The organism is Alkalihalobacillus deserti (genome assembly GCF_020734105.1).
GTDB lineage: Bacteria > Bacillota > Bacilli > Bacillales > Bacillaceae_D > Halalkalibacter > Halalkalibacter deserti.
Map to the genome: position 1 here is coordinate 1 of NZ_JAJAFR010000010.1, position 22,549 is coordinate 22,549.

The 22,549-nt window shown below is 36.2% G+C and carries 17 protein-coding genes and 2 pseudogenes; 8 read left to right on the forward strand and 11 right to left on the reverse strand.

The features are described from left to right. Positions 1–99: 99 nt before the first annotated feature. Positions 100–1,379 (forward strand): annotated as a pseudogene (locus LDX58_RS16580) (IS110 family RNA-guided transposase). Positions 1,380–1,916: 537 nt separating this feature from the next. Here the strand turns inward: LDX58_RS16580 and LDX58_RS16585 are convergent. The 6 genes from LDX58_RS16585 to LDX58_RS16605 all read right to left on the reverse strand — a co-directional run bounded on the left by LDX58_RS16585 (position 1,917) and on the right by LDX58_RS16605 (position 6,232). Further along, positions 1,917–2,555 carry a transposase gene (locus LDX58_RS16585; protein ID WP_227937935.1) on the reverse strand — a complete coding sequence of 213 codons (639 nt, stop codon included), beginning with the start codon at positions 2,553–2,555 and terminating at the stop codon, positions 1,917–1,919. A gap of 179 nt (positions 2,556–2,734) precedes the next feature. After that, positions 2,735–4,141, reverse strand: coding sequence for an alanine/glycine:cation symporter family protein (locus LDX58_RS16590; protein ID WP_372459222.1), 1,407 nt, complete (start codon positions 4,139–4,141; stop codon positions 2,735–2,737). 686 nt (positions 4,142–4,827) lie between these two features. Next, a complete protein-coding gene (locus tag LDX58_RS26780) occupies positions 4,828–5,019 on the reverse strand; it encodes a helix-turn-helix domain-containing protein (protein ID WP_227937937.1) in 192 nt (63 codons plus the stop codon). Between the two features lie 91 nt (positions 5,020–5,110). Then, positions 5,111–5,278: an AAA-type ATPase lid domain-containing protein gene (locus tag LDX58_RS26990; protein WP_443627131.1), complete on the reverse strand. Its 168-nt coding sequence runs from the start codon at positions 5,276–5,278 to the stop codon at positions 5,111–5,113. A 24-nt stretch (positions 5,279–5,302) separates the two neighbouring features. Next, entirely contained in the window at positions 5,303–5,434 is a 132-nt protein-coding gene (locus tag LDX58_RS26785; protein ID WP_227938038.1) for a sigma 54-interacting transcriptional regulator, read from the reverse strand. A gap of 612 nt (positions 5,435–6,046) precedes the next feature. Continuing rightward, a complete protein-coding gene (locus LDX58_RS16605) occupies positions 6,047–6,232 on the reverse strand; it encodes a hypothetical protein (RefSeq protein WP_227937938.1) in 186 nt (61 codons plus the stop codon). A 416-nt stretch (positions 6,233–6,648) separates the two neighbouring features. Here LDX58_RS16605 and LDX58_RS16610 point away from each other — a divergent pair, with 416 nt between their 5' ends. The 5 genes and pseudogenes from LDX58_RS16610 to LDX58_RS16630 form a co-directional block, all read left to right on the forward strand. Next, positions 6,649–7,566, forward strand: a complete 918-nt coding sequence (locus LDX58_RS16610; RefSeq protein ID WP_227937939.1) for a proline dehydrogenase family protein — start codon at positions 6,649–6,651, stop codon at positions 7,564–7,566. Positions 7,567–7,625: 59 nt separating this feature from the next. Further along, complete coding sequence (locus tag LDX58_RS16615) at positions 7,626–8,921, forward strand: Glu/Leu/Phe/Val family dehydrogenase (protein WP_227937940.1); 1,296 nt, start codon at positions 7,626–7,628, stop codon at positions 8,919–8,921. A 13-nt stretch (positions 8,922–8,934) separates the two neighbouring features. Further along, complete coding sequence (locus LDX58_RS16620; protein WP_227937941.1) at positions 8,935–9,186, forward strand: biotin/lipoyl attachment domain-containing protein; 252 nt, start codon at positions 8,935–8,937, stop codon at positions 9,184–9,186. Positions 9,187–9,325: 139 nt separating this feature from the next. Next, positions 9,326–10,342, forward strand: a complete 1,017-nt coding sequence (glsA, locus tag LDX58_RS16625) for a glutaminase A (protein WP_227937942.1) — start codon at positions 9,326–9,328, stop codon at positions 10,340–10,342. An 821-nt stretch (positions 10,343–11,163) separates the two neighbouring features. Next, positions 11,164–12,029 (forward strand): annotated as a pseudogene (locus LDX58_RS16630) (aldehyde dehydrogenase family protein); the annotation flags it as partial. A gap of 202 nt (positions 12,030–12,231) precedes the next feature. Here the strand turns inward: LDX58_RS16630 and putP are convergent. The 5 genes from putP to LDX58_RS16660 all read right to left on the reverse strand — a co-directional run bounded on the left by putP (position 12,232) and on the right by LDX58_RS16660 (position 20,265). Then, on the reverse strand, positions 12,232–13,758 hold the full coding sequence (gene putP, locus LDX58_RS16635; protein WP_227937943.1) for a sodium/proline symporter PutP: 1,527 nt from the start codon (positions 13,756–13,758) through the stop codon (positions 12,232–12,234). Between the two features lie 301 nt (positions 13,759–14,059). Further along, positions 14,060–15,625, reverse strand: a complete 1,566-nt coding sequence (locus LDX58_RS16640; RefSeq protein ID WP_308017548.1) for a sigma-54 interaction domain-containing protein — start codon at positions 15,623–15,625, stop codon at positions 14,060–14,062. Between the two features lie 1,806 nt (positions 15,626–17,431). Further along, the gene (locus LDX58_RS16650) at positions 17,432–18,541 is read right to left on the reverse strand and encodes a M20 family metallopeptidase (protein WP_227937944.1); all 1,110 of its coding nucleotides are present in this window, start codon (positions 18,539–18,541) and stop codon (positions 17,432–17,434) included. A 104-nt stretch (positions 18,542–18,645) separates the two neighbouring features. Then, positions 18,646–19,689, reverse strand: coding sequence for an ATP-grasp domain-containing protein (locus LDX58_RS16655; protein ID WP_227937945.1), 1,044 nt, complete (start codon positions 19,687–19,689; stop codon positions 18,646–18,648). Between the two features lie 438 nt (positions 19,690–20,127). After that, the gene (locus LDX58_RS16660; protein ID WP_227937946.1) at positions 20,128–20,265 is read right to left on the reverse strand and encodes a hypothetical protein; all 138 of its coding nucleotides are present in this window, start codon (positions 20,263–20,265) and stop codon (positions 20,128–20,130) included. A gap of 267 nt (positions 20,266–20,532) precedes the next feature. Between LDX58_RS16660 and truA the strand changes: the two genes are divergently transcribed. Continuing rightward, complete coding sequence (gene truA, locus LDX58_RS16665; RefSeq protein ID WP_227937947.1) at positions 20,533–21,267, forward strand: tRNA pseudouridine(38-40) synthase TruA; 735 nt, start codon at positions 20,533–20,535, stop codon at positions 21,265–21,267. A 172-nt stretch (positions 21,268–21,439) separates the two neighbouring features. Then, entirely contained in the window at positions 21,440–22,492 is a 1,053-nt protein-coding gene (gene desA / locus LDX58_RS16670; RefSeq protein WP_227937948.1) for a Delta(5) desaturase DesA, read from the forward strand. Positions 22,493–22,549 lie beyond the last annotated feature (57 nt).

Here is a 22,549-nt window from a genome sequence, read left to right on the forward strand (position 1 = left end):
AAAAATGGAGTTTGAACAAAAAAATAACCTCTTGGTATGATATAAATGTCCGAAGCTGGCCAGCGAAAGGACAAATTATATAAACCAGGAGGCCTTCAAATGAATTATAACCAAAATAATAAAATTGCTCAAATTACTTCTCAAACACTCATTATAGGTGTTGATATTGCGAAATTCAAGCACGTAGCTCGTGCTCAAGACTTCAGAGGTTTGGAGTTTGGAAAACCTTTACACTTTGAAAATACAAAAGATAGTTTTGATGTATTTGTTGAATGGATTAGAGAGATTCAGGGTCAACAAGATATGAATAAAGTAATTGTCGGTGTTGAACCTACTGGTCACTACTGGCTTAATTTAGCTCATTATCTTAAAGAACTTAATCTCAAGCTTGTCGTTGTTAATCCAATGCATGTTAAGAAGACGAAGGAATTAGATGATAATTCCCCCACAAAAAATGATGTGAAAGACGCTAAGGTTATTGCTCAATTAGTGAAAGACGGAAGATACGCTGAACCTAAAATTCCAGAGGGAGTATATGCTGATCTACGAATCGCAAGAAAAATACGTGATCTATTATCCGTTGATCTCTACAAGGACAAATTCACAATTGGATTGATCGATATTTTCCTGAATTCTTAACAGTGTTTAAGGATTGGGAAGGGCAGTCAGCTCTTCAAATATTAAAGCTAAATCTACTACCACATGAGTTAGTTCAACTCCCTGATCGAGAGATATTAACTCATCTAAGAAAAGCTGTGAAACGTGCAGTGGGCATAAGTAGAATAATAGAATTAAAGAAGGCAGCTAGTGTTTCAATTGGAATCCGTGAGGGTTCAGATTTGGCTAAATTAGAGTTGAGCACGTTGTTAGATAAGTATGAACTCATTACTAAGAAGTTTGAACAACTTGAGGTTAAGAGGGACGAGCTACTAGAACGAATTCCTGGTGTTCAACAAATGTTAGCGATCACAGGTATCGGAAAAGATACAATAGCTGGATTCTTTGCTGAGGTAGGAGATTTACGTTACTACTCACACCCTCGACAAATTATAAAACTAGCTGGGCTAAGCTTGATGGAGCACACGTCTGGCAAACATAAGGGACAAACTAGAATAACCAAAAGAGGCAGGAAAAATCTAAGAGCCCTTTTGTTTAGAGTCATTATGCCGCTTGTGGCTAAGAATTCTGCTTTTAAAGCCTTACACGAATACTATACAAAACGCCCTGATAATCCATTGAAAAAGATGCAGTCACTGATAGCCTTATGTAATAAATTGATACGAGTGTTATTTGCAATCGGTAAGAAGCAGTTTGAGTTTAGTGAAGATAGAATGCTAAAGGATATTCCTCATATGACTGAATTGCCAAAGGTAGCTTAATTTTTCTCGATACTAGGAAAATAATATGGTTTTTAAGTAGATTATTTCAATAATTAATAGACATTTGAAGCACGGATTAGTCAGTAAATCAACTAAAATACGGACATTGATCCTGTCGGGCAGCATAACTGACATCTACCTCATGGAAAGGTTGGACGAAGGAATTTTGGAGCATAGACTCTGCGAGATATGGGAGGGTTGACCTCCATGAGAAATGTAGACATCCACCAGTGCGACCATACTTCAACTTAATATCCACTTTTTGGATAGAGGTGGTTTGGGTGCATACAGTCTTTTTTGCTTCTCAACTCCAAAATATACCTATAAAACAACTTTATCCCATGTTATCAATGTCTATTAACAATGGATGACTATGAAATAGTGAGAAAAGGCTAGAAATCGAAAGATTTACCTTTCTATATAGAGGGAGGTTAGTAGAATAACGATACCAACATTTGTATCCTTAAATTGGTCTACAAATGTTAAAATAAAAAACAATATAACTTACATTCAAAATTATTAGGAGAGATTAAATGACTATTTTTTATATAATAGTAGCAAGTATTCCAGGACTGATTTTTTTAGGTCCAGTCGGTGCAGTGATAGGTGGGGCAATACTACTAAACTACTGTTACCAAAAACATTCTCTCTAATACGTATGTGCAAACACTCGTCGTTGAATGTGGAACCCATTCCATAAAGCCGTTCATACCATTTTCCCAGCTGTTTGTATTTATCTATCACGACAGTAGCTTTGGGAAACTGAACGGTTACAACCTTGAAAAATGGCTCCCGCATTTCAATAACGACGATTTGAATGGACTCTGGGGACAATCCCTTCTCGTTTTGAACAAAAGTAGAAACAGCTTCTGTTGTGCGATCCTTTGTCATTCCAAGGACATTGCCAACAGCTAGATTTGTTATCACCGTTTCATAGGAATGACCTTTTCTTACAGCTACTTTATCAATGCTTATCACGGATGTTTGGTCTTGTACCTGTTCTTGTTGCTTTTGAGCTTTTTCTTCAGCGAGTTTTATAGAAGATCCGCTCAAGCGTTGTATAGGGAATCTTTTGCTTTTTACTGCATCTTTGATGGTCGTTCCTAAGCAATGTTTGGTAGCTACCATTAATGCCAGGATTTCGCAGATGTTTTCTTTTTGTTTATAATTTTTCACAACTTTTGGTGATGAATCATAGAATATAAGTATGAATTTGAGATTAATGGTTTTTACATTATGAACTAAGATAGCTAGAATTGATGGGAAACCATTTCTCGTGATGAAAAATAATAAATTAAATGGTAATAGTCCTGATTTTGTAACATTTAATCATTATAGTAAGCTGTTCATCTCATTTATCCAACCATCTTATCTGATTCCTCTTCATCCCAAGCTTCTGTGTTTTTAATTCCTAGTTTCTTAGGATTGAAGATTGGATCAATACCTTGAGCTCGTTGCTCTTCATAATCTTTTAATACTTTAAAGGCAATTTTACCTAAAAGTAAAATCGCTATTACATTAATAATAGTCATGAAAGCCATAAATAAATCTGCTAAATCCCATACAAGATTTAAACTTGCGACAGAACCGAAGAATACGAACGCCATTGTCGCAACACGATAAACATTAATTGCTGTTTTGCTCTTTTTAATAAATTCAATGTTTGTTTCACCGTAGTAGTAACTACCAATGATCGAACTAAAAGCAAACATAAAGATCGCTGCAGCAATAAAGTAACTAGCCCATCCGCCAATCTGAAGACTAAGAGAGTTTTGGAGCAGCTGAATCCCTTCTTCTTTACTTGTATGATAGTCTGTATTTAACAAAATGATAAATGCTGTTGCTGAAGACACAACTAATGTATCTACATATACACCAAGTGTTTGAACAAATCCTTGCTTTGCAGGATGAGAAATACTTGCCGTTGCAGCTGCATTTGGAGAACTCCCCATTCCTGCTTCGTTCGAGAATAATCCACGGCGAACCCCCATCATAATGGCAGCTCCAATCCCTCCACCAACTGTTTGTTCAAAACCAAATGCACTACGGACAATCAATCCTAGAACAGCAGGAATTTCAGATATATTCATGACAACGACAACAAACGCAATAATAATATATAAAACTGCCATAATGGGTACGATGACACTAGAGAAATTCGCTATACGGTGAACCCCACCAAAAATAATTCCCCCCGTTAACACCGTCATAATAGCACCCATGACCCACGGACTCACGTTAAATGCATTATCAAAAGCTCCAGCAATCGTATTGCTTTGAACTGAGTTAAAAATAAGTCCAAATGTAAGAGTAATCAATACCGCAAAAATAATACCCAACCATCTTTGCCCTAACCCTTTTTCAATGTAATAGGCTGGACCACCTCGGTATGCCTCCTTATCACGAATTTTATACACTTGTGCGAGAGTAGACTCGACAAAACTAGTAGCACCACCAAGTAGAGCTACGATCCACATCCAGAAAACCGCACCTGGTCCACCTAAGACGATTGCAACAGTAACCCCTGCCAGGTTTCCTGTACCAATACGCGTCGCTGCACCAATGGCGAACGACTTAAATGGACTAATACTTCTCATGCCATCTACGTCTTTTGACTTTTCGGTAATAACACGAAACATCTCACCGATTGAGCGAAACTGCATAAATCCAATTTTAAACGTAAAATATAAACCAGCCCCAAGCAAACCACCGATAAATACATAAGTCCAAAAAAAATCATTAATTACTTGCAAAAGAAACACCTCTCTTTAAAAGAACTATTAGAGTAATTTTTACTATACACCCGCTTGATTTTTATGTAAATTGAATGGTCAGAAGTCCTAACGGTTAAAATCGCCAATTCCTTTAATGGGTGACTTTAAAAATAAGACAGCCCCAGCAACCATACTAGAGGGTGCGTAGAATAAAAAGAAGACAATAATCGTTATCGCAGAAATAATATGTAACACTTTAGCCGAGTCTATTATCAAGTTGGTCAAGTATCGTAATTGAGTTTGCAGTTTCAGTGTATTTGTGTAATCGTTTTGCAACGAACTGCTAATTTAAATAAGTATGAACCGCTAATCCGATGGCGATCCACATTCCATTTCAGCCCGATACATAAATAGCTCTGGGAAGACCTAAAAGCAACCACTCCTATCAGAGGCCTGTGCACTCATTGCTAATACCCAACTATTTAGACTTCTTTCTCCTAAGAAATAATTAGAAATGGTATTTGTTCTTTTGTAAGTCCATAAACTTATCCCTAACATTCCAATTAAATAAACAGTAAATGTAATAATAGTGGCTGTATTTATTCAGTTCTGCACTCCATTCCTTTGAAAGCGTTTTCTTGATTGGAGGGGTATCTTTTTTACTTGCAATAATTATGCCAATAATAATTATTGGGTATTCTATAATTTAACTACACAACATAGACAAAAGTGTTTTAATAAATGTCTAAACTGTTTAGACAATTGACACAAATAAAAAGATGAGAAACAGGTGTTTTCACTTCTTTATATAATTTATATTTCTTAAGTTTATTATATAAAGTAGCCCTTGAAATACCCAATAACTTCGCTGCTACTGCTTTATTTCCATACGTTTTTTGTAAGGTAAATTGAATCTCCTTTTTCACATTGACCGTTCGGTTTTTTTATTTCCTCGAATGGAGTGTTTTGGCTAGGATGATTATTTTCCTTTAAAAAATTCTTAGGAAGATGATGTGGTTAAATCACTTCGTTATCACTTGCTAAAATGATCATACGATCGATAATATTACGAAATTGCCGTATCTTTCCTTTCCATGGGTGTTGTAGAAAGGTATACATAACTTCTGGATCGATTTCAGGGACGGGCATTGTGTATCTTAAAAGAGAATTCCTCAAAACTTGCAATTCAAGGACATTTCCCCAACTTCATCAAGGAAAATTGTTTCCTTTTACAGCATCAAATTTTCCTGTTTTCCCCCCTGTTACAGCACCGGTAAGAGCTCCTTGTTCATACCCGAAAAGTTTGCTTTCAAAAAATGCAGTTTTGGGATGGAACCACAGTTAATGGCAACAAAGGGATGGCTAGCGTTTTCTAGCATTGTGTATACCTTAGCAAATAACTCTTCCGATGCCACTTTCCCAAGTAATTAAAACAGGGGCATCTGCTTTGGCAATTTTATTTGCTAGAATAATAGCCTCTTTTAAAACGGGGCTTCTACCTTTAATTTTACTAAAAGGAGAAAGGTTCTGTTGGCTTTGAGTAGTACTTTCAAATCATGTAAGTAGGCGTTCTTTGAAGACAACTCATCATTTAATTTCACTATCTGAGTAATATCTCTTTCAATTGAAATGCCTCCAACGACTTCTGTACCAATATAGATGGCGATATATTAATTAAAACATAAACATCATGATTAGGCTGGTGGTATTTGTTTGTAACTCCTTGATTTTCTTTTATCGTTAACATTAAAACAACGGCCTCTTTTTTAAAAAACAGTGTAATAGATTGGCCAGACACTTCATTTGGAGGAAAGCACATACATTCATTCTGCTTTACGATTCAAAAATAGGTTTTTCCCATTACTTTTCAACCGTTGTTACAGCATCTTCAACCGAGTTAAGGAGAGCATCATAATAAGCTTTTGTTAGTTTCCATTGTTTAAAAAATTCTTTCTAATATTGAATTAGGAATCTATCTACAAAATTCATCATTTGCCCCTTTAAAGCAATATCTCTACCTTCTTGGATAATGTCAATGTCAGATAAAAGAGTGGTATGACTATATATTTCCATGTTATTACTTTCTAGATCGCTTTTCCATGGCAGTGCTAGTGTTACAAGAGTGATATGGTGTTGCAAATTCTAGACCTCCCAACCAAATTAAAGGTTATGGAATTATTTTACATGTCTGTTTATATTGGCTTGATTTAGATGGAATTGATTGAAACTGTATATGTTTTTTCTATATATTTTTTAGACTGTTACTTATACTTATTTTATTTTACATTCTAAAAAAGCCAGTATTATTTTAAGACAACTTTTATTCCTTTTAAAAAGATAGTTTGTAGTAATCAGACTCATTATGGGTCTAGGTAAATTATAGAATGATAGAGTTTACACTTGTGTTTAATTGGACTTTATATTGAACAGAAGTGTGTGTAATTAGACATTGCTTTTCAATAAATTCTTGGATAACCTTATAAAATTAATTGGCATGCGTTTTGCATGTAGAAGGGTAACAAGAAAGTTTTAGTCTAAAAACTGGAGGGATCAAAATGATTTTACATCAACCAATGAAAATCTTCTTTATGTTTCTTTCTCAAAACAAAGCAATGAATGTTGCCGCAAAAAGGTGGGGGTTAAAAGTAGGAGCATCTCAAGTAGTAGCGGGACAAGACATTGAGAGTGCAATTGCTAAAGTGAACGAATTAAATAAACAAGGGTTAACGTGTACACTTGACCATTTAGGGGAGTTTGTAGACAGTAAGGAAGAAGCAATAGAAGCGACGGAATATTGTATTAAGACATTAGACGCCATTGCATCTTCAGGTGTTGACTGCAATTTATCGCTTAAAATGACACAGCTTGGTTTAGATATTAACGAAGAGTTTTGTTTGGAAAATATGCGGCGTATTGTTGGTACTGCCAAACAGTATCACAATTTTGTAAGAATTGATATGGAGGATTACTCACACTGCCAACAGACATTAGATATTCTGAAAGAGTTGAGAAAAGATTATGACAATGTTGGAACGGTTATTCAAGCTTATCTAAATAGAGCTGAAGAAGATATTAGAAACCTAAAAGGCATTTCTCTTAGACTAGTAAAAGGTGCGTATAAAGAATCACCTGAAGTAGCCTTTCAAGACAAAGAGAAAATCGATGAAAATTATTTCAACATCATCAAAGACCATTTACTAAGTGGAAGTTATACGGCAATCGCATCGCATGATCATCAAATTATTGAAAAAGTGATAACATTTGTAAAAGAGAACCAAATCGATAACAGTCAATTTGAGTTTCAGATGCTTTACGGATTTCGGACAGATTTACAGGTAGAATTAGTGAAAAAAGGTTACATCGTGCGTGTCTATGTACCATTTGGACAGGATTGGTTTGGATATTTTATGAGACGTATGGCTGAACGTCCGCAAAATGTAGCATTTGCATTAAGAGGTTTACTTTCAAAATAGGCAGCGAGAAATGCTTTTATTTGAGAATCGTTTTCTAGTAATCATTCGAGGTGAATAAAATGAGTCTGTCCATAAAAGAAGAAGAAAAGTTAGAGGAAGTAAATCTACAGCATTCTAAAAATCCTAACCAATTAGAGTCAACACAAATAATTATTAAAGAAGCTTTGAATACATTGGGGTATACGAGTGAAGTATTTGAACTACTTAAAGAGCCACTTCGGATGCTAACCGTTCGTATACCTATACGGATGGATAATGGTAACGTAAGAATCTTTACCGGATATCGCTCTCAACATAATGACTCAGTAGGGCCGACTAAAGGAGGAGTTCGCTTTCATCCAGAAGTAACAGAAGAGGAAGTGAAAGCGTTATCTATTTGGATGACTTTAAAATGTGGCATTGTCAATATTCCATATGGGGGAGGGAAAGGTGGCATTATTTGTGATCCCAGGGAAATGTCCTTTGGTGAAATAGAACGATTAAGTCGAGGGTATGTAAGAGCGATTAGTCAAATTGTTGGTCCTACAAAAGATATTCCCGCTCCTGATGTATTTACTAATTCACAAGTAATGGCTTGGATGATGGATGAGTATAGCCGGATACGCGAGTTTGATTCACCGGGATTTATTACGGGAAAACCTCTTGTTTTAGGCGGTTCCCATGGCAGGGAAACAGCTACGGCAAGAGGTGTAGCAATTTGTATAGAAGAAGCAGCAAGGCGTAAAGATATAGAATTAAAAAAAGCAAAGGTTGTGATTCAGGGTTTTGGAAATGCGGGGAGTTATTTAGCAAAGTTTCTTAATGAGTCAGGAGCAAAAGTAGTTGGTATCTCTGATGCTTATGGAGCTCTTTATGATGAAGAAGGACTAGATATAAATGATTTATTAGAGAAACGAGATTCTTTTGGAACCGTAACGAATTTATTTAAACATACCATTACCAACCAGGAGTTACTTGAACTTCCGTGTGATATCTTAGTACCGGCTGCCATTTCGGATCAAATTACTGCTGAAAATGCACCTAATATTAAGGCGGCTATTGTTGTTGAGGCTGCAAATGGTCCAACAACAATGGAGGCCACACAAATTCTTAGTCAACGAAATGTGTTGATTATTCCTGATGTGTTAGCTAGTTCAGGAGGGGTAATAGTCTCTTACTTTGAATGGGTACAGAACAATTTAGGATATTATTGGTCGGAAGAGGAGGTTTCCATTAAATTAAGAACAAAATTAATAGAAGCTTTTAACCATGTTATTGATACAGCAACTCTTCACAAAATTGATAATCGGTTAGCCGCCTATATGGTTGGATCCAGAAAAATGGCTGAAGCTTCAAAATTTCGAGGGTGGATTTAAGGAGGGGTTATTAGTGAATACTTACTGTGAAGTTGTTAGTGTTTCTAATGGAACGATTGATCAGGTATTTGTAAATGAAGGGGACTATGTATATGAATGGGAACCTTTATTTCTATTGAAGACGAATGAGGGTGTACTGAAAAAGATAGAGATGGGGGTAGGCGGGAATATCCTTTCTCTAAATGTGAAACCGGGTGATAAAGTCATACATGATATGACTTTAGCAATACTAAGAGAAGATGATCTGCCTAGTGGTTGTGATTAACATTGCTACTTATATCTACTTTAGTAATTCAAAGCGAAACAATTAAAGAAGAACTTAGTGAAGAAACAGATGACTGTATTAGATGAAATACAAAGATTAATATATCTCATTTCGATTTTTTTGAAAGGAAGTCATCTTAATGAACCGTTCAATACACCAATTAGAAGAATTAGATAAAAGGCGTTTTCTTCACCAGACGTCATCGATTCAACAACAGCAACAATATAGTCTACAGGTAACTGAAGCTGAAAAACAAATTAGTAGCCTGTGCAACATGTGTATCCCGTCTATAAAAGAAGGAACAGTTGCCTCATATATTCCTGCACTTTCTAAAATCGATCCCAAGACGTTTGCAGTTAGTATTATGGATGTAAAAGGTGAAGTGGTTTCTGTAGGAGATGTAACCCATACCTTTACATTACAAAGTGTTTCGAAAGTGATTTCATTTCTTTTTGCATTACAAACATTTGGAGAAGAACACGTATTTAAAAAAATTACATTAGAACCAAAAGGTGACCCTTATAATTCAATTACTGGCTTTCAATCAACTCCAGATGGAAATGTGTTTAATCCAATGATTAATTCAGGTGCACTTGTAACTTGTTCAATGATCGAAGAGGAATATGGAGAAAAAGCAAAAGAGAAGCTATTAGACTTTATTAATCTCCTAACAACTAATGAATGCGATGTTGATACAGGTGTTTATGAGTCTGAAAAGCAAACGGCTTATCGTAATCGAGCGCTCGCGTACTTTCTACAAGATTCAGGAGTAGTTAATAATGTTAACCAAGCACTCGATTTATATTTTTCTCAATGTTCTGTCCGTGTAACGGTAAAGGACCTTGCTAGAATAGGCGTTATATTAGCGAATAAGGGAAGAGAACCTATAACAGGTAAACAGTTAATAGAGTCTAAATATGCAAAAATAGTAAAAGCTTACATGTTACTAAGCGGAATGTATGATGCACCTTCTAAATTTGCAATAAAGATTGGCGTTCCGGCTAAGAGTGGTGTTTCTGGTGGTATTTTAGCTTGTGTGACAGATAGAATGGGGATGGGTATACTATCTCCTCCTTTAGATAAAAAGGGAAATAGTGTAGTAGGAGTAAAATTACTCGAACAACTATCAAATGAATTGGATTTATCTATCTTTTAGGCAATTCGGATTAGTCCATATTCTATGAAAAGCGTTAGAATGGTTAAAGAGAAATATTGTTATGCGTTAAAAGATGATAATGATAGATGATTTGCGTGCATGAACACAATCGAGTATTAATAAAGATAGCAACTATGAGATAATAGAGAAAAAGATCAAGACAGCTAAAGCAAAAAGAAATTTGCCAAATTGGAACATGATGTTGAAAAGCTGGAAAAATGAAAATAAGAAGTATTTAAAGTTGCTAGTAAATGGAGTAAATTACCCAAGAGAAGTACAGGGGACATCACAATTATTAATCAAGAGCTATTAAATAAGTTAAGGCTAGAAATGATTAATTGGAATAATAAAAAAGATACAATGGGTAAGCAACAATTACAAAAGTTCTACAGTATTGCAGAGAAGATTTTAACATACGAGATTTGAATGAAAAGATATTACATCGGTTAATAGAGCAAATTGAAATCAAAGAGGGTGGCGAGATAACAATCCACTATAAGTTCGCTAATCACTAAATTTGGTTGTCTAAAATGTAGTGACCAACACTCAACATATGTAGAGTGCTGTGCGTTACTAAGGGAAGGTCATTATAAGATGTAATAGTGAGTAAAGAGCCTTTTCAATAGAAAAGGCTCTTTTGAGTTTATGGAGGTTTACAAAGGGTGATAACTAGTTCTCTTGTATAATATAAATCTTTTACGAATTAAGCTTAAGGCCTTTTAAGTAATAAGGCTTTTTGAAGTGTATAAAAGTGGGAAACGAAAATGTTCTTCTCTATTTTCATATACAAAAGTGTAAACAGTGCACACTTTTGTAAACTAAAGGGCGTTGTTAACTTCATTCCAGGAAAGTGGTGCAGAAGTTGGCGATTACCTTGTTGATCATCCAAAGACTCCGTTAATTACATTTACGGGGTCTCGTGAAGTGGGGACGCGATTATACCAAAGAGCTGCTATTGTTCAACCAGGGCAAACTCATTTAAAAAGAGTATGTAGAAATGGGTGGGAAGGATACGGTTGTTGTTGATAAAGAGGCTGATCTTGACCTTGCTGCTGAGTCGATTGTAGTATCAGCGTTCGGCTTTTCTGGTCAAAAATGTTCTGCAGGTTCCAGAGCAGTTATTCATAAGGATGTATATGATGAAGTATTGGATAAAGCGATTAAATTAACAAAGGAACTGACTGTGGGTGATCCTACTTCTGGAGAAAACTACATGGGTGCTGTTGTCGATCAGAAAGCTTTTGATAAGATAATGGATTATATCCGTATTGGAAAAAAAGAAGGGCGTTTAGTAACAGGCGGTGAAGGAGATGACTCAAAAGGTTACTTTATTCAGCCAACGATCTTTGCTGATTTAGATCCAAAGGCACGTATTATGCAGGAAGAAATCTTTGGACCAGTGGTAGGATTCAGCAAGGCTGACGACTTTAATCACGCTCTTGAAATAGCTAACAATACAGAATATGGTTTAACCGGAGCCATGATTACAAATAATCGTGCGCATATTGAACAGGCAAAGCAAGACTTCCATGTTGGGAATCTCTACTTTAACCGTAATTCTACTGGTGCGATTGTTGGATATCATCCGTTTGGTGTTTTTAAAATGTCAGGCACTGATTCAAAAGCAGGCGGGCCAGATTATCTAGCCCTTCACATGTTAGCTAAAACGGTATCAGAAATGTATTAAGAAAAACAGTGGGAGACCAGCTCCCACTGTTTTTTATATTTTTCGGTTAGATGACCTATGTAACACATTTGCCAATACTCCTTAGAGAGCTGAAACGATTTCAACAGAACAGATCAGAAAAAGGTAGGTGGAGGCGTGAGGTCCATCTACCTTTATGTTTGTATTGAAAGAGTTAAACATAGACAATTTCTATCTTTATTGTTTATACAGATTTGTTATGCTCATGTTGTTGTTTACCTGAATGGCTAACGGCTAGATTAAATTCCTCTTTAATTTCAAAGGACGGGTCTTTATCAATGAGGCTAACGATGACAATGGCAATCCATGCTAGGATGAATCCGGGAACGAGTTCATATAAGCCAATGCTATTTAATACTTGAATATTTCCCCATAGAATAACAGTAAAAGCACCAGATAGTATACCAGCAAGAGCTCCATTTTTCGTCATCCGACTCCAGAAAAGTGAGAGGATAATAACTGGACCAAATGCTGCTCCAAAACCAGCCCATGCATAAGAAACAAGCTCTAATACATTTCCTCCGCTTTTAGCTAATACAACAGCAAGGATTGAAATGAAAATAACAGAACCACGACTGACCCAAACAAGCTCTTTTTCACTAGCATTCTTTCTGAAAATCTGTTTGTAAAAATCTTCCGCTATTGCACTCGAAGAAACTAATAATTGTGAATCAATTGTACTCATAATGGCTGCTAGAATAGCAGCGAGTAGAATACCTGCTATCCAGGGATTAAACAAGTTTTGTACTAGGAGTATAAATACACTTTCAGGATTGTCCAATGGTACATCAAATTGTGTGATTGCAACAAGTCCTACCAATCCTGCGCAAATAAGGGAGAGGACAACCCATACGACAGCAATAAGTCTAGCTTTTGGAATTTCAGAAACACTTCTAATACTCATGAACCGAGTAAGGATATGTGGTTGTCCAAAGTATCCAAGTCCCCATGCTAATAAAGAAATAGTTCCAATTATACTAAATGAGGTTACATTTGTTATCCACATGTTATCTTCAATTCCAACAGATTTCATAATATCGAGCAAGTCAACATTTACTTGTCCGATGCTACTCCATAGCCCTGTTAGTCCTCCGAGTGAAACAATCATTAAAGTCGGTACAAATATTAATGCACATAACATTAATATTCCTTGAACAAAATCTGTTAAGCTTACAGCTAGAAACCCACCGAGAAAGGTATAAGAAACAATGACGATAGCCCCTATATATAATGCTAAGTTATAGTCAATACCAAAAGCTTGTTCAAATAGGACAGCTCCCGCAACCATACCAGAGGATGCGTAGAATAAAAAGAAGACAATAATCGTGACTGCGGAAATAATACGTAATGTCTTAGTCGAATCTTTGAATCTATTTTCGAAATAATCTGGTATAGTAATTGAATTTACAACTTCAGTGTATTTGCGTAATCGTTTTGCAACGAACTGCCAATTTAAATAGGTACCAACCGCTAATCCGATGGCGATCCACATACCGTTTAAGCCTGATACATAGATAGCACCAGGAAGACCTAAAAGTAACCAACCACTCATATCAGAGGCTTGTGCACTCATTGCTGCTACCCAGCTATTTAGACTTCTCCCTCCTAAGAAGTAATCGGAAATAGTATTTGTTTTTCTGTAGGTCCATAAACCAATACCTAACATTCCAATTAAATAAACAATAAATGTAATAATAGTTGCTGTATTCATTCAGTTTGTCACTCCTTCTCGAAAATTAGCGTTAAAATAGATAGGACGATGATCGCTATAAATGGAATAAAGACCCAAATCCATGTGGTAAATGAAAGGCTATCACTCATCGTTATACACTCCTTTCCTTTGAAAGCGTTTTCTTTATACTTGCAAAAATTGTGCCAATCATAATAAGTGTTGTTTTAATAGTTTTAGCTGCAATACTTAGACAAAAGTGTTTTGAATACTGTCTAAACTGTTTAGAAAATTGACACAAATGAAAAAAGGTGGGAACTAGTCGTTCTCACCTTTTCTATCCCTATAAATTATATTTCTTTAGTTTGTTATATAAAGTGGCCCTTGAAATACCTAATAATTTTGCTGCGGCCGCCTTATTTCCAAACGTTTTTTGTAGTGCATATTGAATCTCTTCTTTACTTTGACCGTTAATTTTCTTCATTTCCTCAAATTGAATGTTTAAGGTAGGAGGATTATTTTCCTTCACAAAGTTTTTTGGAAGATGGTGGGGTTTAATCACTTCGTTATCGTTTGCTAAAATGATAATGCGTTCAATAATGTTACGAAGTTGCCGTATATTTCCTTGCCATGAGTGTTGAAGGAAGGTATACATAACTTCTGGATCGATTTCAGGAATAGGCATCGAATATTTAAGAGAGAATTCCTTTAAAAATAATTGGATTAACTCAGGAATGTCTTCGATACGATCCCGTAACGGAGGAATAGATATTGAAATGACATTTAAACGGTAATATAAATCCTCCCGGAAACTTCCTTCAGCGATCATCTTTTCTAGATCTCGGTTTGTGGCAGCAATTATCCGTACGTCTGTTGGAAGTGCTTCATTTCCACTAACACGATAATAGTGCTTTTCTTGTAATACGCGTAATAACTTAACTTGTAATTCAAGCGGCATTTCTCCAATTTCATCAAGGAAGATTGTACCTCCCTTTGCAGCATCAAATTTTCCCTTTTTGCCACCTTTTACAGCTCCGGTAAAGGCGCCTTGTTCATATCCAAAAAGTTCACTTTCAAATAGCGCGGTAGGGATGGCACCACAGTTAATGGCAACAAAGGGTTGGTTAGATCGTTTTCCAGCATTATGAATTCCTTCGGCGAACAACTCCTTACCAACACCACTGTCTCCTGTTATTAAAACAGGGGCATCTGTTTTAGCTACTTTATTAGCTAGATTAATAGCCTCTTTTAAAACAGGGCTTCTACCTTTAATTTTGCTAAAAGGTGAAAGGTTCTGTTGGATTTGACTAGTGCTTTCTAATTCATGTAAGTAGGCGGTTGTTGAAGACAATTCATCATTTAATCTGACCATGTCACTAATATCTCTTTCTATTGATATTCCTCCAACGACTTGTTTATCAACATAGACAGGAGTTGTATTAATTAATACATGAACATTAGGGTGGGGCTGGTTGTATTTATTTGTGACTCCTTGTTTTTCTTTCATCGTTGACATTAGAACAATGGCCTCTTTCTCAAAAAATTTTGTAATAGACTGGCCATACACCTCGTTAAGTGTTAGTCCGTACATGTCTTCTGATTTATGATTCAAAAATAAGAAATTTCCATTACCATCAACAGTTGTTATAGCAGCTTCTACTGAGTTAAGAAGAGCATTATAATAGGCTTTTGTTAATTTCCATTGTTTAAAAACTTCTTTCATAAATGTTGCATATGGAACCCATCCGTAATATTCATCATTTGCCCCTTTTAAAGCAATATCATTACCTTCTTGGATATTGTCAATGTCCGATAAAAGAGTGGTATGACTGTATACCTTCATTTTTTTTATATCAAGATCGCTTTTCCATGGTAGTGCTAATGTTTCAAGAGTCATATGATGCTGCAAATAAAAAACCTCCCAACAAAATTAAGAGTCTGTAATATATTTTACATGTCTGTCTATATTGACTTTATTATAGACGGAATTGACTAAAAATTGTATATATTTTTTAGACTTACCTATTTCGTTATAAAGTTATTGCTCTTTAAAAAATGGGTTGTAATAGATTTATTATGAATTAAAGTAACCTAGATAAACCTTATGTCAATAGCAAGCTACCCATATCTCCTATAGGGGAGTGGGTAGCCTTTTTATATTAAGCAAAACGTAATTAATAACACAGTATGTTGCTTTTTTCTGTCTGCATGTAAAATACACCCGTTCGAAAAGTAGAAAGGGAGTTGATAATAGAGCCATTCTTCTAGCACGATTCATGATTTGAATAAGAGATTGATAATCCTCTTCAATAATACATTATCAAGTTTTATTTTCTTTAATTCACGCTCAAGTTCTTGGCTTCGAAGTTGTAATTCTCTAATTTCATTATCATCATTTTCACGTTGGAAGTAGAGGTGTTTGTACACTTGTTTGATTCATTGTTTGCAAGGATTGAACAACTGACTCTAAAGACATCTCGGTATCTAGTGATTGTCCACTTAGTTCCGCAGACGGTTGAGGCTTCCACAGAGGTCTCATTTGAGGATAATTGGAGAAAGAAAATGCCCTTTTCTTCTTTATGCTCTTTCTTTGAATCCACAATTTGTTTCATATAACTGATTCTGAACAAGAACATTCCATCTAAACCCACAAGCTGCAGATGTTTAATTCATCTCCTACTTTATCGAACGCGCGAAGTTGAGTACTACCTTCTCAGTTAGAGATAATACATTTTATAAGTATGATGTTAATTCGTCAAACGAATATAGGGAACATCAATCCTGATATAGAGAAACAGCGCGAAATGGAAATTGGACCAAATCATAGCCCCTTTTGTTAAACTAATTCTTCATAATCCACATTTAGGTGACTTAGTTCAGGGAGGAAGTACAACAAAAAAGTGTAACTGTTAAAGCAAGGGAGGTTAATAATCTACAAAATTATATTGTAGTGCCTATCACAGTATTGCCGGAAATACTTGAACATTCGGTGATTTAAACGAAGAAGTGTTACATCGGTTAATAGAGCAAATTGAAGTCAAAGAGGAGGGGCGGGATTACAATACACTATGAGTTTGCTAATCCGCTAAATATGGTGGTTTAAATGTAGTGGCCAACAAGTCAACACACGTGGAGTGCATCTCGCAACTCATTTTAAAAGAAGGCAACTAATCTTTTGGGGCGTTGCCTTTTACGTTTCTTGAAGTGGATTTATAAAGCTATATTTAATATGGACACGACCGTCATGTTTACAAGAATCTTCTTAACGAGTGAATGCAGGATATTTGGTGTAAGCTCTTTTATCGATATAAAGTCTTTCAGGCTTTTAAAATGTTAAGGGAATAATCTTCGTTGGCACATTCCTGCTGTTTTCATCAAAGTTGAGTTGAGTACTTTGTTGCGTTTAACATAAGACTCAAAAAAACAAACCACTGCTATACTATGAGAAAAAACAAACACGAATTTCAAAGATACGTGATTAAGGCATAGTTGATGCTCGATTCTTTTGTTTTGTTAGCGGTACCTTTTTCTAGCAGGAAGTTTAATGGAGCGTGGTAGTATATCGAAACGACTCATTAATCTAGCACATACCTTTAAAGGATCAATGATAGGGAGTAGTCGGAATTGTTACGATGTTCGCATCAACTACACAGCAGCAGCTTCTTTCTCGTGCAACTATTAAAGCCCATCAATTAACTGTTGATGGGCTTCTTTTTTATAGCTCTTCTGTTTTGACTGATCTCTTATTTGTTTTATGATTAAAAGAGTTTACAAAGTCTTTAAGTACTTCTTGGTATTCTTTCACAGACTCTACGTAAACCATTTCCTTCTCACCATGCCAGTCAAAGCCAACGGGTCCAAACTCAACCGCGGAACCTCCATACTCTGTAAAAAAATGACCATCGTTAGAGCCGTGTTGGCCATAAATATTGACTCGTTCGAGCTGAGTTTGCCTTTTGATAGAATCGGCCAGTGCTTCGACATAGGGGTTATCTTCTTTCGTTTTAACCGGGCCGTTGCAAATATGAATGTTTACTTTACCATCCGTAATGTCTTCAATTTGATTGAAAATCTCATCGGGCGATTGATCTGGCAAATATCTAATATCTAGAGACATCTCACAATGCTCAGGTACCTTATTGTAGACGGTTCCCCCTTTTAGCTTGGCGAGATTGATAGATGGTTTGTCATAAATGGGCGGGGCGGTCTCTTTTGCAAAAGGAAGTTGAAGAATGTCTTCATAGAGATCATAAGCTTTCTTAATTGCATTATGGCCTTCCCAAGGCCGGCTTCCGTGAGCTGGTTTGCCATGTATTTCAAAATCTAGCTGCAGGACTCCTTTAGATTGGATGGCAATACCAAAGTGTGTAGGTTCGCCACAAATAATAAAATCACCCACATACCCTTTATCAGTCAAATGTTTGGTGCCGTTGAGTCCACCTGTTTCTTCGTCAGGCACGATCTGAAGCATGACTCGCGTTGCGGGGTTGCTGTCTTTTAACTGTGCGACCGTCTCCATCATTGCCGCTACTCCTGCTTTCATATCGATCGAACCGCGTCCATACATTTTTCCATCTTCAATATAAGGTTGAAACTGGTTATCCTCTGCTTCGATGACATCGACATGACCGTTTAACACAATTGTGTCCTCACCATGGCCAATTTCACACACTAGCATGTGATACCCATTATTAATTATTTTTTTCACTTCGAGGCCTTGGTCTTCTAACCATTTTTCACAATAATCGACAGCATCATTGGCTCCTGCTTTTTTAGAGCTGTCTATTTTTATTAAATTTTCTAACAAGGGGATTGGGTCACCCACTTTATCCCTCCTACCAAGATTTTTTTACTTTAACTGATATGTCTTTAAAAAAAAACTGTCTAGACCGATCGGCTAGGCAGATCATAATTTACTTGTTAATTGAATCAAAGGGGTACACTTGCCTTTTGATGATCGATCCGAACAACCACGTCATGACGGGCTAGTTCAATATTTGAATCTTGAGTCAACCAATCTTCGTTGACCTCTTTGCCAGCTGTTAACGCAATGATCGCAGCAGGAATATCAGCCCCGGCTCTATGGGAAAAGGCATAGCCCCCGCCAAAGCGAGGATTTATATCAATGACATAATAATCGGTGCCATCGTAATACACATCCGTGTTCATGTACCCTGCATGACCTAAGTTTTCTCCCATTCGCCGTGCAATACCTAGTAATTCAGAATGGTTCGCTGTAATACACCTATCGATATCTCCACCTCTCATATCCAATTGTTTTCGAATAAAGGAAGCGAGAAAATGACCATCTAAATCGTTGAACATATCAACACTGAATTTTTCTCCTTCGATGACCTCCTGGATAATGACGTTTTCCTCTGGTGCTTTGGAAGTGGCATCATCTAAGGGACTTTCCTTAATTTGCTGAACGGCATGCTTGTAGGCGTATTGCAACTCTTCAACACTGTGGGCAAATTCAACCCCTATCGAAGCAGATCCGTTTCGAGGCTTCACAATTAACGGAAATGAGACTTCGTTATTTTCTAATGCCTCCTCAGCATCTTCTAGGTTAATGTAAGAGAGTGGAGCCTTTACCTCGAACGACTTCAGCAGCTCGCGGTATTTTCCTTTGTCCCGTACCTTATTGACAATGTTTGGGTCCGGTGTAAAAACGGATACACCTAATTTTTTTAACTGCTCTTTGTGAGCAGATAATTTGGGTACTTCCCAATCATTTAACGGAACAAGACAATTCACGTTATGCTTTTTACAAATCTCAAATATCGCTTCGATATAATGCGGGTCTGTTTGTTTTGGAATCACATAGTTTTCATCCCCGACTTGGAGCGATGGAGCGTTATGCTCTGGATCAGCAACAATCACTTTTCCATTGAGACCAGCATCTTTTAAAGCATCTTGAAAAAAACATACAAAGTCTATTCGTCTAGCAGTTGATGTTAGTAAAATATTCAAGTTCATCCTCTCCTCGCTCTTTAATCTGTCTCCTAATCAAGACACTACTCTTTATACCCATCATCACAAACCTTAACCAACTTTTTTAAAAATGAAAAAATTGCTTGTTTTAGAGTTTAGTTTTCTCCATATATGATAGTTGTAGTTACAATAAAGAAAATTCAAGCTTAATAAGGATTAACAACTTTATACTAACGTTAACATTCATGGTAAGTATAAAAAGGGTAAAAAAATAGTACAAAAGATACTTTTGTTGTTGGAAAAAAATAGCATGTGTTTGCATCGGTAATATCAAGAAATTAAAGGTCTCATGTCATGCTACATTGTTGAAATTTACAATATGGATGAGAGGTTTAGGGTATATAGTAAACTGATGGTTTAATGCACTAATGATGAAGGCGCTTATAAAAAATTAGAGAAACTAATACATACACCTTTTCATTTTAAATAACAGAAGCGAAGAACAGGTTTAATAAGTTGACGAAATAGAGTAGAGAGATACGTTGCAAAATAGTGCTGTCTTATTAAAAAGGGTTGAGCAAAGTGCATAACTTGCTCAACCTTTTTATCCTTCATTTTTACTCTCCACTCGAAATGGTCCCTATTGTAGGATTAGCATATGCGACACTTTTAGTATAAAATGGTGGTTAAATCGTACAAGATAATCCTGTTGATATATTAATAAAATGATCACACACTAACTATAAAGTTTACTATTGAGCAGCCACTGAAAAAGACCTTTTTAGTAGTTTGGAGGAAGCAGCAATGGTTTCATTCATTGCTTTTTCAGTAGCCTCACAATTGATCTTTTTCATCAGGAATTATCCTATTAAGGAGAAAACAATGAACAATTATAAATTAACTATTCAATATGATGGTGGGCGCTATAAGGGATGGCAACGACTTGGGAATGGTGAAAATACCATTCAAGGTAAAATAGAAAATGTCTTGTCAGAAATGATAGGAAAACCAATTGAAATTATTGGATCGAGCCGAACAGATGCAGGTGTACATGCTCTGGCGCAAATAGCGAATGTGAGGCTTAATGGAAATCTGACTGAGTCAGAATTAAAAACCTATCTCAATAAATATTTGCCTCAAGATATCAGCGTTACCTCTGTTAAATTAGTTCCTGAGCGCTTTCATGCCCGCTACAATGCCAAGGATAAAACATACTTGTATAAAATATGGAACGAGGAACATACCAATCCATTTTTGCGAAAATTAAGTACTCATGTTGAGCGAAAGTTGGATGTGACAAGTATGAAAAAAGCTTCTCAGTATTTTGTCGGTGAACATGATTTCACTGCTTTTTCCAATGCTAAATCGAAGAAAAAGTCTACGGTACGGCACATATATGCGATTGATATAGAAGAGAATGCGGGTTTGGTACAAATTAGAGTGAGAGGGAATGGATTTCTCTATAATATGGTCAGAAAAATGGTTGGGACTTTGATTGAAATCGGTTTAGGAGAAAAAAAGGCTGAAGAGATACCAAGCATTATACAATCAAAAGAACGAAACCAAGTAGGATTCGCTGATGCAATGGGGCTTTATTTGGAAAAGATTGAGTTTTAGAAACTGATCGACGATTTCTATAAAATTTTTGACTAATTAATTTAGTAAGAGATATGACAACTGTCATACCTCTTACTTGACGTTCATGACTTCTTGACCACATACTTTTCCTTTAATATTAAGTTAATTAGTTCTCCAACAAATAAAAGTGAATCCTTTCAAGGAGGAAATTATGAGTAATCAAAAATTAGCTCAACTTAAAAAAAGTGTTGCACCATTTGAGAAATCGGATGTTCAAACGAGCATAAAGCAAATCGCAAATACAATTCCACCCTTTTTCTTATTATGGTTTTTAGCTTACCAGAGCTTATCCGTCTCAATCTGGTTAACTCTTGCCTTAGCGGTAGTAGCAGCTGGATTTGTCGTTAGAATTTTTATTATATTCCATGATTGTACTCATGGATCGTTCTTTAAAAACAAAAAGGCAAATAGTGTTCTTGGGACCATTACGGGTATCATTACGATGTTTCCTTATGAAAAGTGGAAGCGTGAGCACTCAATTCATCATGCAACAAGCGGTAACTTAGATAAGCGCGGTACAGGTGATGTCTGGGTAATGACAGTAGATGAATATGTGGCAGCATCATTTAAAGAACGATTGGCTTACCGACTTTATCGTAATCCACTTGTGATGTTTGGTCTCGGACCACTTTATTTATTCTTGATTACGAGTCGAATCAATCGAAAAGATGCTAGAAGAAAAGAAAGATTAAACACATATTTGATTAATGTTTCGATCATTGTGCTTTACGCCTTAGTGATCTGGACAGTTGGTTGGCAGGCTTTTCTGATCATCCAAGCACCGATTCTTTTCGTAGCAGGAGCACTAGGTATTTGGTTATTTTATGTACAACATCAATTTGAAGATTCCTACTTTGAAGATGAAAAAGAGTGGGATTATGTAAAAGCTGCTGTTGATGGTAGCTCGTATTATAAACTACCGAAAATTTTACAGTGGGTAACAGGAAATATTGGCTATCATCACGTTCACCACTTAAGTCCAAGAGTTCCGAACTATAACTTGGAAAAGGCACATGAAACTACACCTCCATTACAAAAAGCAACGACGATTACGATGGGAACTAGTCTACAGTCGATTCGTTTTCGCCTATACGATGAGAACAGAAAAACGTTTGTAAGCTTTAACGAGGTTAAGCATCTCCTTCCTAAATCAAAAGCTAACGTAGAGATCAAGAAAAGACAGACAAGCTTACAAGGAAAGTAAATAGCAAACGAAAAACCGTTCAGCTTATTGAAGGGTTTTTCGTTGCAAAAAAACGTA